A 12,256-nucleotide genomic window follows, 5' to 3' on the forward strand; every position below is an offset into this window, starting at 1 on the left:
CTGGGAGCACCGCCATGCCGCAGCCCCAACCGGTCCTCTCCACGCTGACCGGGGCCGCCGTGTTCCTGGTGCTCGGGATCGAGGACGGCGGCGAGCAGACCGTCCGCGACCTGCTGCCGGACCTCGGCGGCCTGACCCGCTCGGTCGGCTCCCGGGCCCCGCGCCAGGACGTCAGCCTGGTGCTCGGCATCGGCTCCGACGCCTGGGACCGCCTGTTCGCCGGGCCCCGCCCCGCCCAGCTGCACCCCTTCGTCGAACTCGCCGGGCCCCGGCACCTCGCCCCGGCCACCCCCGGCGACCTGCTGCTGCACGTCCGGGCCGAGCGGATGGACCTCTGCTTCGAGCTGGCCACCCTGATCAGCCGGCGGCTCGGCGACCGGGTCACCGTGCTGGACGAGACCCACGGCTTCCGGTACTTCGACTGCCGCGACCTGATCGGCTTCGTCGACGGCACCGAGAACCCCACCGGGCGGGACGCCGCCGCGGCCGTCCTGATCGGCGACGAGGACCCGGACTTCGCCGGCGGCAGCTACGTCATCGTGCAGAAGTACCTACACGACATGGCCGGGTGGAACGCGATCAGCGTCGAGCACCAGGAACGGGTGATCGGCCGCACCAAGCTCGACAACGTCGAACTCGACGACGCCGCCAAGCCCGCCGACTCGCACGTCGCGCTGAACACCGTCACCGGCCCCGACGGCGAGGACCGCGACATCTGGCGGCTCAACATGCCGTTCGGCTCCTTCGCCGAGGGCGGCGAGTGCGGCACCTACTTCATCGGCTACGCCCGCGACCCGCAGGTCACCGAGGAGATGCTCCGCAACATGTTCCTGGGCCGCGGCCCCGCCGCCCACGACCGGCTGCTGGACTTCTCCACCGCCGTCACCGGCACCTTCTTCCACGTGCCCAGCGCGGACTTCCTGGACGACCCGCCGCCCGCCCCCGGCGCCCGGGCCGAAGCCCCGGCCGTCCCCGTGCCGGTCCGGGACGGCAGCCTCCGCATCGGCAGTCTGAAAAGGAGCACCGCACCGTGAACAACCTGCACCGCGCCCTGGCGCCCGTCTCCGCCGCCGCCTGGGCCGAGATCGAGGAGGAGGCCCGGCGCACCTTCCGGCTGCACCTCGCCGGACGCCGGGTGGTCGACCTGGCCGGACCGGACGGGCCCGAGCTGGCGGCCGTCGGCACCGGGCACCTCGCCGACATCGCCGCCCCCGGCAACGGCGTCCGGGCCCGCGCCCGCGAGTCCCTCCGGGTGGTCGAGCTGCGGGTCCCCTTCACCGTCACCCGGGCCGCGGTGGACGACGTGGAACGCGGCTCCAAGGACTCCGACTGGGACCCGGTCAAGGACGCCGCCCGCACCATCGCCCTCGCCGAGGACCGCACGGTCTTCGAGGGCTACCAGGCCGCCGGCATCACCGGCATCCGCGACGGCTCCTCCCACCATCCCGTCGAACTCCCCGCCGACGTCCGCGCGTACCCCAACGCCGTCAGCCGCGCCCTCACCGTGCTGCGCCTGGCCGGGGTCGGCGGCCCCTACTCGCTGCTGCTCGGCGCCGACACCTTCACCGCCGTCAACGAGACCTCCGACCACGGCTACCCGGTCCACAACCACCTGGCCCGCCTGCTCGACGGCGAGATCATCTGGGCCCCCGCCGTCGAGGGCGCCGTCCTGCTCTCCGCCCGCGGCGGCGACTTCGAGCTCCACCTCGGCGAGGACCTCTCGATCGGCTACCTCTCCCACGACGACACCACCGTCCACCTCTACCTCCAGGAGTCCCTCACCTTCCAGCTCCACACCCCGGAGGCCGCGGTCACCCTCACCTCGGCCTGACCGCCGCCGCCCTCCCCGCCCGTCCGGTACGCCTCGGTAGGGTGGGGCCGCGACGGACGACTCCAGGAGGCGGTGTGCGGCAGTACCGGGCGATGGTGGCGGTGGGCGACTCGTTCACCGAGGGGATGTGCGACGACACCCTGCCCGACGGGCAGTTCCGCGGCTGGGCGGACCGGGTCGCCGCCGTGCTGGCCGCCGAGGCGGGGGCGGACGGCTTCCGGTACGCGAACCTGGCGGTGCGCGGCAAGCTGATCGGCCAGATCCGGGACGAGCAGGTCGACCTGGCCGCGGCGACCGACGCCGACCTGGTGACGCTGGCGGGCGGCCTGAACGACGTGCTCCGGCCGGGCTGCGACATCGCCGAGGTCGAGCGGCAGCTCGGCGCGTGCACCCGCGCGCTGCTCGCCGGGGACCGCACCGTGGTGCTGTTCACCTCCACCGACCCGACCCGGCGGATGGCCGGCAGCCGCCGGCTGCTGCCCGCGATCCTGCGGATGAAGGCGTTCGTCGAGGGCGTGGTGCGGGACCACCCGGACCGGGTGGTGCTGGTCGACCTGTTCTCGGCGCCGGTGTTCGACGACCGCCGGCTCTGGGCCGAGGACCGGCTGCACCTGTCCCCGGAGGGCCACCGTCGGGTCGCGCTGGCGGTGCTGGAGGCGCTCGGCCGCCCGGCCGCCGAGGACTGGCGGGCCCCGCTGGCCGAGCCGGACCCCCGCACCCGCGTCCAGCGGGCCCGCGCCGACGCCCGCTGGCTGGGCACCCACGTCGGCCCGTGGATCGGCCGCCGCCTGCGCGGGCGCTCCTCCGGGGACGGGCGCCCGGCCAAGCGCCCCGAGCTGCTGCCGTACGAGGGCTGACGCCGGGTCAGCCCCGGTCGAGGCGGACGGTGATCCCGACGGTGCCGTCCTTGCCGCGGCGCAGCCGGCTGCCGAGCAGGGTGAGCCGCCCGACCAGCCCGTACTTGCGGGCCAGCAGCTGCCGGTAGCGCTCGGTGGTGGCGGCGTCCGCGATCTCGGCGGTGGCGGGCAGCGGCTTGCCGGTCGGGTTGCCGCGCACGTCGCACGGCCCGACCAGTACCTCGCCGCGCCGCCGGATCCGCTTGACCTTCCACGACCCGGCGGTGGTCCACACCCCCAGCGCGTCGCCGTCCCGGACCACCCACACCGGGGTGGGCACGGCGCTGCCGTCCTTCTTGTAGCTGGTGATCAGCAGGTACTTGCCGGCGGCGAGCCGGTCCAGTGCGGTGTCGGCCATTGCTGGAGTGTACGTCCCCTGGCGGCCTGACAGGCCGTCAGTCCGGTAGCCCGTCAGTCCGGTAGCCCGGCAGCCCGGCAGCCCGTCAGCCCGCCAGTCCGTCAGGCCGTCGGGACGGGGTCCGGGTCGCCGCGCGGATCGTCCTGCGCGTCGGTGCCGGTGCCGGTGCCGGTGCCGGCGGCGTCGGTCGCGCGGGGCGTGGGCGCGGGCCCGGGCGAGGCGGTGGCCCGCCAGAGCCGGGCGGCGGACCAGAGCGCGGCGGTCAGCAGCAGCCCGTTGCGCAGCAGGATCACCCCGGTCGGCCACCAGCCGCCGGCCTGCATCGCGTCGAAGAACAGCGGGTAGTCGACGGTGGTGACGCCGACCACCGGCAGCAGCAGCAGGGCGACCGGCCACTGCGTGGTGCTCTCCACGGTCAGGCAGACGGCGGCCAGGCCGATCAGCCAGACCAGGTACTGCGGGGAGATCACCCGGCTGGTGACGGTGAACAGCAGCACCGCGGTCAGCGCCGCGTCGTACGGGGTGGCGGCCGTCCAGCGGCGGGCCCGCACCCGCCACAGCAGCAGCCAGGCGAAGGCCGCGGCGCTCAGCAGCAGCGACAGCTGCGAGATCCGGTGCACGTACCGGCCGAGGAACTCGAACGAGCCGTAGTGCTGCTCGACCCGGCCGGACCAGCCGAACTGCCGGGCCACCTGGAGGACGCTGCCGCCCAGCGACTCGATCTCCACGCCGCGCCCGCCCTGGGCGTGCAGGAAGCCGAGGGCGTGGTCGAAGCAGGCGGCGAGGACCAGCAGCAGGGCCAGCGCGGAGAGCGCGGCGGCGGTCCACGCCTGCCGGGTGGTGCGGCCGCGCGGGGTGCCCAGGACGGCCAGCGCGGGCCACACCTTGACCATCGCGCCGATCCCGGCCAGCGCCCCGCCGAGCCGGGGCCGGGCCGGGAGCAGCAGCAGCGCGCCGACCGCGAGCGCGGTGGCGAGCAGGTCGTAGCGCCCGTAGGGCAGGCCGAGCAGCAGCGGCAGGGCCAGCGCCCAGGCCCACGCCCCCCGGACCGAGCGCCCCGGGCCGCGGCCGGCCGCCAGCAGGGCGGCCTGCACGGCGGCGTCGGCCAGCAGCGCCAGCAGCACGAACGCCTGGAGGTAGCTGAGGAACGGCAGCAGGCCCGGCGCGAGCATCGGCAGCGCCGCGCCCGGCGGGTACTGCCAGGTGACGTCGTCGACCGGGAAGGTGCCGGTGCGCAGCACCCGGTACCAGCCGTGGTACAGCCGGTGCACCTCGATGGCGGGTTCGGTCCGGCCGGAGCGGATCAGCCCGACCATCAGCACCCGACCGGCGACCCAGTACGCGGCGAGGGCGAGCACCTCGCGGGGCCAGGTGGCGGGGCGGGTCCAGCGGACCGGCCGGTCGGGTGTCCGGACGGCCGGGGCGGGGGCCTGCGCCACCTGGTCCTCCCATGCGCTGACGGGGGCTCCGGCAGCGGCGCTGACGGAGGATCGCAAAACAGTCGTTCACCTCTCATACCAGACGATTCGGGCGTCCTCCGGGTCGCCCCGGCGCGTGTCCCCCCGCGTCCCCGGAACGCGCCACGCCCGGAGCGGCCACCCGGTCCACCGGAGGTCCGTCGGTCGGACCTGCCAGAATGCACGGGCGACACCGCCCAACCGTCTGAAGGGGTGACCGGCACCGTGACCATGCCCGTCGAACGCAAGATCGCCGAGGAGCTCGGCGTCCGCGAGAACCAGGTGCAGGCCGCCGTCGGCCTGCTCGACGGGGGTGCGACCGTTCCCTTCATCGCCCGCTACCGCAAGGAAGCCACCGGCGCCCTGGACGACACCCAGCTGCGCACCCTGGAGGAGCGGCTGCGCTACCTGCGCGAGCTGGAGGAGCGCCGCACCGCCGTCCTGGAGTCCATCGAGGCCCAGGGCCGGCTGGACGACGCGCTGCGCGCGCAGGTCCTCGCCGCCGACTCCAAGGCCCGGCTGGAGGACATCTACCTCCCGTACAAGCCCAAGCGGCGCACCAAGGCGCAGATCGCCCGCGAGGCCGGCCTCGAACCGCTCGCCGACACCCTGCTCGCCGACCCGGGCCGGGACCCGGCCGCGCTCGCCGCGACCTACCTGAACGAGCAGGTCGCCGACGTGCCCGCCGCCCTGGAGGGCGCCCGGGCCGTCCTGGTCGAGCGCTTCGGCGAGGACGCCGACCTGGTCGGCTCGCTGCGCGAGCGGATGTGGACCCGCGGCCGGCTGGTCGCGAAGGTCCGGGACGGCAAGGAGCAGGACGGCGCCAAGTTCGCCGACTACTTCGACTTCGCCGAGCCGTACACCAAGCTGCCCTCGCACCGCATCCTGGCCATGCTGCGCGGCGAGAAGGAGGAGGTCCTCGACCTCGAACTCTCCCCGTACGACGGCGAGCAGGAGGCCGACCTGCCCGGCGCGAGCGACTACGAGCAGCGGATCGCCGCCCGCTTCGGCATCGCCGACCGCGGCCGCCCCGCCGACAAGTGGCTCACCGACACCGTCCGCTGGGCCTGGCGCACCCGCATCCTGGTCCGGCTCGGCATCGACCTGCGCACCCGGCTGCGCGCCGAGGCCGAGGACGAGGCGGTGCGGGTCTTCGCCGCCAACCTGCGCGACCTGCTGCTCGCCGCCCCCGCCGGGACGCGCGCCACCATGGGCCTCGACCCGGGCTTCCGCACCGGCGTCAAGGTCGCCGTGGTCGACGCCACCGGCAAGGTGGTCGCGCACGAGACGGTCTACCCGCACCAGCCCGCCAACAAGTGGGACGCCGCGCTCGCCACGCTGGCCCGGCTCGCCGCCCAGTACCGGGTGGACCTGGTCGCGATCGGCAACGGCACCGCGTCCCGGGAGACCGACCGGCTGGCCGCCGACCTGATCAAGCGCCACCCCGAGCTGGGCCTGACCAAGGTGATGGTCAGCGAGGCCGGCGCGTCCGTCTACTCCGCCTCCGCGTTCGCCGCCCAGGAGCTCCCCGGGCTGGACGTCTCGATCCGCGGCGCGGTCTCCATCGCCCGCCGCCTCCAGGACCCGCTGGCCGAGCTGGTGAAGATCGACCCCAAGTCGATCGGCGTCGGCCAGTACCAGCACGACCTGAGCGAGCTCAAGCTCTCCCGCTCGCTGGACGCCGTGGTCGAGGACTGCGTCAACGCCGTCGGCGTCGACGTCAACACCGCCTCCGCGCCGCTGCTCACCCGGGTCTCCGGCATCACCGGCACGCTCGCCGACAACATCGTCGCCCACCGGGACGCGAACGGGCCGTTCCGCACCCGCAAGGCGCTCAAGGACGTCGCCCGGCTCGGCCCCAAGGCGTTCGAGCAGTGCGCGGGCTTCCTGCGCATCCCCGACGGCGACGACCCGCTGGACGCCTCGGCCGTCCACCCCGAGGCGTACCCGGTGGTCCGCCGCATCCTCGCCGCCACCGGCGGGCAGCTGCGCGAACTGATCGGCAACGGCCCGGCGCTGCGCGCGCTGCGGCCGGGCGACTTCGCCGACGGGACCTTCGGCGTCCCGACCGTCACCGACATCCTCGGCGAGCTCGACAAGCCCGGCCGCGACCCGCGCCCCGCCTTCCAGACCGCCACCTTCAAGGACGGCGTCGAGAAGCTCTCCGACCTGGAGGTCGGCATGGTGCTGGAGGGCGTGGTCACCAACGTCGCCGCGTTCGGCGCCTTCGTCGACGTCGGCGTCCACCAGGACGGCCTGGTGCACGTCTCCGCGCTGTCGAAGAACTTCGTCAAGGACCCGCGCGAGGTGGTCAAGCCCGGCGACATCGTCCGCGCCAAGGTCACCAGCGTGGACGTCCAGCGCAAGCGGATCGGCCTGACCCTGCGCCTGGACGACGAGACCGCCCCCGGCGCGTCCGGCGGCAGCCGCCGCGAGCAGTCCCCCCGCCGGGACTCCCGGCCCCCGCGCCAGGAGCGCCGCCCCGGCCCCCCGGCCGCCGCCCCCGCCAACTCCGCCATGGCCGACGCCCTCCGCCGCGCGGGCCTGGGCAAGTAGCGGCACCGCCCCGCGCCGGCGGCCGGGCCCCGAGGGGCCGGGCCGCCGGTCAGCCGGTGCGGGACTCGACCGCCAGCGCGACGAGTTCGGACCACCAGGGCTCGCGGTGGTGGCCGAGCAGCCGCAGCGCCTCGTCGGGGGTGACCGGGCGGACCTCGACCACCTGCTCGCCGTCGTCCGGGTTGGTGGGGGCGGAGTCGACCAGGACGTCGGCCCAGCCCCAGAGCCACGCCTTCACCGGGTGCGGCTGCCAGGGCCGGTAGGGCGTGGGCGAGTCGGTGACGGCGAGGTGGTGCCCGATCCAGGTCGGCGGCCCCAGCAGCCGGGCGCCGGCCTCCTCGCGCAGCTCGCGCTCCAGGCAGGACTCGACGCTCTCGGCGGCCTCCCGGGTGCCGCCGGGCAGGAACCAGTGGCCGCGGACGTCCCGGCACAGGACGACCCGGCCCCCGGCGAAGCCGACCAGGTGGATGTTGGTGATGAGTTCGTCCGGCGGCAGGTCGGTGCTGAACTGGGCGTCGATGCCGCCCCACTCCCAGCGCTGCGGCGCGTGCAGGGCCGGGTACCTGGCTGCCAGTTCGGTGCTGTCGCTTGCTCTGCGTGTGGTGTCCGTCATCGATCGATCGTAGTCCCGGCCGGTCCCGAACGGACCCGGACGGTCAACGGAGCGGACGAAACCTCACCCGCCCGTGGCACCCCGTCAACCCGCCGCGCCGGACGTCCACCTGACCGCCCGTCACCGACCCGCGGGCACGGAACCGGCCCGGCCGACCGCGCGTACTGACCGTGGGGGAGCGCGGCGACCGGGCCGTGTGGGGGTTGGTTCTCAACACCCGCCCGAAAGCGGGTTCTCGACCACCGTGCCGGGGGCGGCCGGACCGCCCCGTGCACCCAAAATGCCCGGCCCGCCGAGGCCCGTCAAGCGTTCCCCGGCCCGCTTGAGCCACCCTTAAGGCTCCCTTCGCCGACACCACCGGTACCGCCCTCCCGCCCCCGCTCCGTGCCCGGTGGGGCGGGCGGCTCCGACCGGACCTCGCTCCACACGCTGTCCTGCACGAGACCGCCGCCGTCGGGGAGGACCGAACGCCGGTGCCCCCAGCGGTCGCCCAGCGCGAGGGCCGCCAGCACCCCGGCCGCGTCCGGCGCCGGCCGGGTCGACCGGAGCTCGACCCGGTACCCGCCCGCGACGGAGGTCAGCCGGGCCTCCTCGCCACCGGCCCGCGTCAGCCGGTCGGCGATCACCCAGGCCCGCCGCCGCGCCTCCTCCTCGGAATCCTCCGGCTGTCCCTCAGGCCGCATCCGACGCCCGCTCCCCAGCGCCGTCGCCGTCACCGCACCGCGGGCACCGGCAGGCCGGCCAGGTCAGCGGGGAGAGCGGCGCGGGCCCGATCGGCTCGTCGGACGTGCGGAACGAGACCTGGACCCGGGTGCCGTCGGCCCGCGCCGTGTAGACGCGGATCGTCAACTTCGCTCCCGGGTCGGGGCATGGGTGATCGGACATGGTGGTGGACCTCGCAGGGCTCGGGCCGGGCGGGAAGGGGGCGTCCACGCCCCCGGAGGGCACCGGACCGACGCGCGCCGGGACCGCGCTCCGCGCGCCGGTCACCGTCCGCGTCCTTCTTCTTCCGGTGTGTCACCAGCATCGGCAGAAACGACTACGCTCACCAGTACTTGCCCGTTGACGGTTCAGGCGAGTTAAGGAGCTTCAGCGGTGAGCGATGATCAAGAAGTTGACGGTGCGTCATCTCCGGCCCTGCGCTTCGGTGAGGAACTCCGCAGGTCGCGGAGGGCGCGCGGATGGTCCCAGCTGGCCCTGGCCGCGCGCATGGGGTACTCGGGCGGGCTGCTCTCGTACGTGGAAAGAGGGAAGAAGCCCGTAACCCTTAACCTCGCGGTCAGGGCCGATCAGGTGTTCGGGACCGGGGAGCGGTTCCAGCAGCTCTGGCGGCAGTACTCGAACGCCAGCCTGCTGGAGGGCTTCGCGGAGTTCACCGCGGCGGAGGCCCGGTGCCGTCGGCTGCGGACCTTCGCACTCGGCGTGGTGCCCGGCCTGTTCCAGACGCCGGCCTACGCGTCCGCGCTCGCGGCGGCGGCCGTGCAGCGAGGGAGCATCACCCAGGCTCAGGCCGATGCGCGGGTCGCCTTCCTGGCGACCCGGCAGGAGCTGCTGGCCCGGACGGACCCGCCCTTCGTGCACGCCGTCCTGGACGAGAGCTGCATCCGGCGTCCGGTGGGCGGCCCGGCGGTCATGGCCGAGCAGTTGGGGCACCTGGAGGAGCTGGCCGGGCGGCCCCGGATCACCCTGCAGATCGCCCCGTTCGACATCGGCGAGCGCGCGCCGTTCAGGATGCCGCTGGTGCTGCTCGACCTCCCCGACCGGGTGGTCGTCGGGTACGCGGAATCCCAGGGCCGGGGCCATCTGGAGCGCGGCCGGGACGCGGTTTCGACCTGGTCCAGGGAGTACGATCTGCTCCAGGTGGAGTCCCTGTCTACTGGCCGCTTCACTCGCCAGGATCCGGGTTGTCAGGAAGGAACTCTCATGACCGATGTCGACCTGTCCGAGCTCCGCTGGGTGAAGTCCACCTACAGCGACAACGGTGGCGACTGCGTGGAGGTGGCTCCGGCCGGGCTGCCCGGTCGGCTGCCGGTCCGTGACTCGAAGGACCCGCAGGGGCCGGTGCTGGTGTTCCCCGAGGCGGCCTTCGCCGCGTTCGTCGCGGCGGTCAAGTCCGGTGCTTTCGAGGAGCTTTCGTGACCGACGTCGACCTGTCCGAGCTGCGCTGGGTGAAGTCCACCTACAGCAACAACGGCGGCGACTGCGTGGAGGTGGCCCCGGCCGGGCTGCCCGGCCACTTGCCGGTCCGTGATTCGAAGGACCCGCAGGGGCCGGTGCTGGTGTTCCCCGAGGCGGCCTTCGCCGCGTTCGTCGCGGCGGTCAAGTCCGGTGGTCTCGGCGAGGTCTGAGGCCGCGTCAGTGCGGTGAAGCCCCGCGGGCCCGAAGTGTCGGGTGCGCGGGGCTTCTGCCTGCCCGGAGGGGCGGGGTGTCAGGCGCGGGCCAGGTTCTTGCCGGCGGTGGCGGCGGCGTCCAGGGCCCGGGTGTGGTACTCGGCGGCCAGGTCGCGCAGGCTCTCCATCGCCGGGTTGGCGGCGGCCATGGTGAGTTCGCGGCGGACGGTGGTCAGGTCGGCGCCCCAGACGTCGCGCAGGATGCGCTCGACGTAGGGGGTGGAGTGGTCCCAGCCCTCGCGGGGGGTGCCGGCGGCGAAGCCGCCGCCGAACGAGGCGACCAGGAGGACCGGCTTGTCCTTGAGCAGTTCGGTGGTCGGGCCGGCCGCGGCGATGACCAGGTCGACCCAGGTCTTGAAGTGCTGGGAGACGCCCCAGTTGTAGAGCGGCACGGCGATGATCGCGGCGTCGGCGGCGCGCAGCTCCTCGGCCAGCGAGGCGCCGAGCGCGGCGGCCTCCCGCTGCTCGGGGGTGTGCTGGTCCGCGGGGGTGAACGCAGCCAGGGTGGCGTGCGTCCAGGCGTCGCCGGGCAGCGGGTCGGTGCCCAGGTTGCGCCGGGTGACGGTGCCCTCGGGGTGGGCGGCGGTCCACTCGGTCTCGGCGGCGGTGGCCAGCTCGGCGCTGGTCGAGGTGCCGGGCAGGATGCTGGCGTCCAGGCGGAACAGGTGCATGACAGTACTCCTCGGTTCGCACCCCGCCGGGAGGGCGGTGGCGCGGGCGGGCGGGTGCGACAGGGCGCAGGTGCGGGCCCGGAGGCGCCGCACTCGACGTAAACGGACTTTACCCCGTTTCTCTCGCCGGGTAAATTGGCGGCATGGACAGCCCCCTGGTCCCCTTCGGGAAACCCCCCACCGAACGCGCGGACGCGGCCCGCAACCGCGAGGTGCTGCTCTGCACCGCCCGCGCGATGATCGCCGAACTCGGGGCGGACCACCTGACCATGGACGGCCTCGCCGAACGCGCCGGGCTGGGCAAGGGCACCGTCTTCCGCCGCTTCGGCACCCGGGCCGGGATCTTCCGCGCCCTGCTCGACGCCGAGGAGCAGCGCTTCCAGTGCCAGGTGCTGTCCGGCCCGCCCCCGCTCGGCCCCGGCGGCGACCCGGTCGACCGGCTGATCGCCTACGGCCGCGCCCGCACCCGCTTCCTGCTGGAGCGCCACCACATCGCCCGCGCCGCCTTCGAGCGCAAGGGCCCCGTCCCGCCCGCCGTCGGCCCCAACTTCTCCCGCCCGCACATCCGGATGCTGCTCGCCCAGGCCGCCCTCGGCCTCCCCGACCTCGACACCCTCGCCCTCCAGCTCGCCAGCGCCCTGGAGGGCCCCCCGCTGCTCTTCCTGGTCGCCGACCTGCCCCCCACCGCCCCGGCCGCCGGCCGCTGCGCGGAGGAGGACCTCGGGGCCCTGCTCGCGGACGGCTGGCAGACGCTGATCGAACGGCTCGCCCACCGCTGAGCGCTGGCGGGGGCGCGGGTCCGCTCCCGGGACGCCGGAGGGGACGGCCCGCCGGGCCGTCCCCTCGTCGCGCGCGCCGGCGGGCGCTCAGGCCCCGGTCAGCCAGATCATCTTGCGTCCGGTCTCGGCGGGGGCGGTCGGGACCGCCGGCTCGATCCGGTCCAGGACGTAGCCGAGCTTGCGCGGCACGGCGGCACTGGCGGCGTTCGACTCGTCGCAGTGGATCTCGGCGCGGGTGATGCCCGGCAGGGCGAGGGCGGCCGAGGTGAGCGCGCGGGCGGCGGCGGTGGCCAGGCCGCGGCCGGTGTGCTCGTGGTGCACCCAGTAGCCGATCTCCAGCGCGCCCGGGCCGATCCGGCCGTGCAGGCCGAAGCCGCCGACGACCGCGGCCGGGTCCGCGTCCAGGCCGAGCAGGTACATGAAGTCGGTGCCCTGCTCCCAGGCCGCCTCGCCGGCCACCGAGAGCTGCTCGCTCTCCGCGAGGGTCGGCGCCTGCCGGGCCCAGGGCATCCACGGACGCAGGTGGTCCAGGTTGGCGATCACCGCGGCGTTCAGCCCGGCGGCGTCCGCCACCCGGCGGCGGCGCAGGTGCGCGCCGCCGCCGAGGGGCAGCAGCTCGGGCGGGCGGCCCGCGGTGAGCGGTCGCGCAACGTTGTCAGGTGCGTCGGTGGAGTGACTCATGGACGGAGTATGCGCCATCCGGCA

General features: G+C 74.9%; 13 protein-coding genes and 1 pseudogene. 8 read left to right on the top strand and 6 right to left on the bottom strand.

Annotated elements, in window-relative coordinates; all coding sequences use genetic code 11:
- Nucleotides 1-14 precede the first annotated feature (14 nt).
- The 3 genes from ACIP60_RS27145 to ACIP60_RS27155 all read left to right on the top strand — a co-directional run bounded on the left by ACIP60_RS27145 (nt 15) and on the right by ACIP60_RS27155 (nt 2,688).
- Complete coding sequence (locus ACIP60_RS27145; protein ID WP_400688773.1) at nt 15-1,034, top strand: Dyp-type peroxidase; 1,020 nt, start codon at nt 15-17, stop codon at nt 1,032-1,034.
- Nucleotides 1,031-1,831 (top strand): family 1 encapsulin nanocompartment shell protein, encoded by an 801-nt coding sequence (locus ACIP60_RS27150; protein ID WP_400688776.1) that lies wholly within the window; start codon nt 1,031-1,033, stop codon nt 1,829-1,831. Before ACIP60_RS27145 ends, ACIP60_RS27150 begins: the two co-directional genes overlap by 4 nt.
- Nucleotides 1,832-1,905: 74 nt before the next feature.
- Entirely contained in the window at nt 1,906-2,688 is a 783-nt protein-coding gene (locus ACIP60_RS27155; protein WP_400688779.1) for an SGNH/GDSL hydrolase family protein, read from the top strand.
- A 7-nt stretch (nt 2,689-2,695) separates the two neighbouring features.
- On the opposite strand, the gene ACIP60_RS27160 is transcribed toward ACIP60_RS27155, so the two are convergent.
- Nucleotides 2,696-3,085 carry a PPOX class F420-dependent oxidoreductase gene (locus ACIP60_RS27160; RefSeq protein WP_100835638.1) on the bottom strand — a complete coding sequence of 130 codons (390 nt, stop codon included), beginning with the start codon at nt 3,083-3,085 and terminating at the stop codon, nt 2,696-2,698.
- 101 nt (nt 3,086-3,186) lie between these two features.
- Entirely contained in the window at nt 3,187-4,524 is a 1,338-nt protein-coding gene (locus tag ACIP60_RS27165; protein ID WP_400688783.1) for a glycosyltransferase 87 family protein, read from the bottom strand.
- 249 nt (nt 4,525-4,773) lie between these two features.
- Between ACIP60_RS27165 and ACIP60_RS27170 the strand changes: the two genes are divergently transcribed.
- Entirely contained in the window at nt 4,774-7,098 is a 2,325-nt protein-coding gene (locus ACIP60_RS27170) for a Tex family protein (RefSeq protein WP_400689263.1), read from the top strand.
- A 49-nt stretch (nt 7,099-7,147) separates the two neighbouring features.
- Here the strand turns inward: ACIP60_RS27170 and ACIP60_RS27175 are convergent, their stop codons facing one another.
- Together ACIP60_RS27175 and ACIP60_RS27180 are read right to left on the bottom strand one after the other, a co-directional pair.
- Nucleotides 7,148-7,711: an NUDIX hydrolase gene (locus tag ACIP60_RS27175; protein WP_400688786.1), complete on the bottom strand. Its 564-nt coding sequence runs from the start codon at nt 7,709-7,711 to the stop codon at nt 7,148-7,150.
- 672 nt (nt 7,712-8,383) lie between these two features.
- On the bottom strand, nt 8,384-8,596 hold the full coding sequence (locus tag ACIP60_RS27180; RefSeq protein ID WP_400688789.1) for a hypothetical protein: 213 nt from the start codon (nt 8,594-8,596) through the stop codon (nt 8,384-8,386).
- Between the two features lie 210 nt (nt 8,597-8,806).
- Here ACIP60_RS27180 and ACIP60_RS27185 point away from each other — a divergent pair.
- The 3 genes and pseudogenes from ACIP60_RS27185 to ACIP60_RS27195 all read left to right on the top strand — a co-directional run.
- Nucleotides 8,807-8,962 (top strand): annotated as a pseudogene (locus ACIP60_RS27185) (multiprotein-bridging factor 1 family protein); the annotation flags it as partial.
- A 42-nt stretch (nt 8,963-9,004) separates the two neighbouring features.
- Nucleotides 9,005-9,850 carry a DUF397 domain-containing protein gene (locus tag ACIP60_RS27190; RefSeq protein ID WP_400689266.1) on the top strand — a complete coding sequence of 282 codons (846 nt, stop codon included), beginning with the start codon at nt 9,005-9,007 and terminating at the stop codon, nt 9,848-9,850.
- Entirely contained in the window at nt 9,847-10,059 is a 213-nt protein-coding gene (locus tag ACIP60_RS27195; protein WP_400688792.1) for a DUF397 domain-containing protein, read from the top strand. The genes ACIP60_RS27190 and ACIP60_RS27195 overlap by 4 nt, the downstream gene beginning before the upstream one ends.
- Before the next feature lie 80 nt (nt 10,060-10,139).
- On the opposite strand, the gene ACIP60_RS27200 is transcribed toward ACIP60_RS27195, so the two are convergent.
- Nucleotides 10,140-10,772, bottom strand: a complete 633-nt coding sequence (locus tag ACIP60_RS27200; RefSeq protein ID WP_400688795.1) for an FMN-dependent NADH-azoreductase — start codon at nt 10,770-10,772, stop codon at nt 10,140-10,142.
- A gap of 143 nt (nt 10,773-10,915) precedes the next feature.
- On the opposite strand from ACIP60_RS27200, the gene ACIP60_RS27205 reads away from it, so the two are divergent.
- Nucleotides 10,916-11,551, top strand: a complete 636-nt coding sequence (locus tag ACIP60_RS27205; protein ID WP_199846950.1) for a TetR/AcrR family transcriptional regulator — start codon at nt 10,916-10,918, stop codon at nt 11,549-11,551.
- A gap of 87 nt (nt 11,552-11,638) precedes the next feature.
- Here ACIP60_RS27205 and ACIP60_RS27210 read toward each other — a convergent pair whose 3' ends face one another.
- The gene (locus ACIP60_RS27210; RefSeq protein WP_400688799.1) at nt 11,639-12,232 is read right to left on the bottom strand and encodes a GNAT family N-acetyltransferase; all 594 of its coding nucleotides are present in this window, start codon (nt 12,230-12,232) and stop codon (nt 11,639-11,641) included.
- Between the last annotated feature and the right edge of the window lie 24 nt (nt 12,233-12,256).

Origin of the sequence: Kitasatospora sp. NPDC088783, assembly GCF_044750705.1 — a bacterium.
Classification (GTDB): domain Bacteria; phylum Actinomycetota; class Actinomycetes; order Streptomycetales; family Streptomycetaceae; genus Kitasatospora; species Kitasatospora fiedleri.

Coding starts and splice junctions, on each gene's coding strand:
- ACIP60_RS27145 (WP_400688773.1), top strand. CDS start 15: ATGCCGCAGCCCCAACCGGTCCTCTCCACGCTGACCGGGGCCGCCGTG.
- ACIP60_RS27160 (WP_100835638.1), bottom strand. CDS start 3,085: ATGGCCGACACCGCACTGGACCGGCTCGCCGCCGGCAAGTACCTGCTG.
- ACIP60_RS27170 (WP_400689263.1), top strand. CDS start 4,774: ATGCCCGTCGAACGCAAGATCGCCGAGGAGCTCGGCGTCCGCGAGAAC.
- ACIP60_RS27175 (WP_400688786.1), bottom strand. CDS start 7,711: ATGACGGACACCACACGCAGAGCAAGCGACAGCACCGAACTGGCAGCC.
- ACIP60_RS27180 (WP_400688789.1), bottom strand. CDS start 8,596: ATGTCCGATCACCCATGCCCCGACCCGGGAGCGAAGTTGACGATCCGC.
- ACIP60_RS27200 (WP_400688795.1), bottom strand. CDS start 10,772: ATGCACCTGTTCCGCCTGGACGCCAGCATCCTGCCCGGCACCTCGACC.
- ACIP60_RS27205 (WP_199846950.1), top strand. CDS start 10,916: ATGGACAGCCCCCTGGTCCCCTTCGGGAAACCCCCCACCGAACGCGCG.
- ACIP60_RS27210 (WP_400688799.1), bottom strand. CDS start 12,232: ATGAGTCACTCCACCGACGCACCTGACAACGTTGCGCGACCGCTCACC.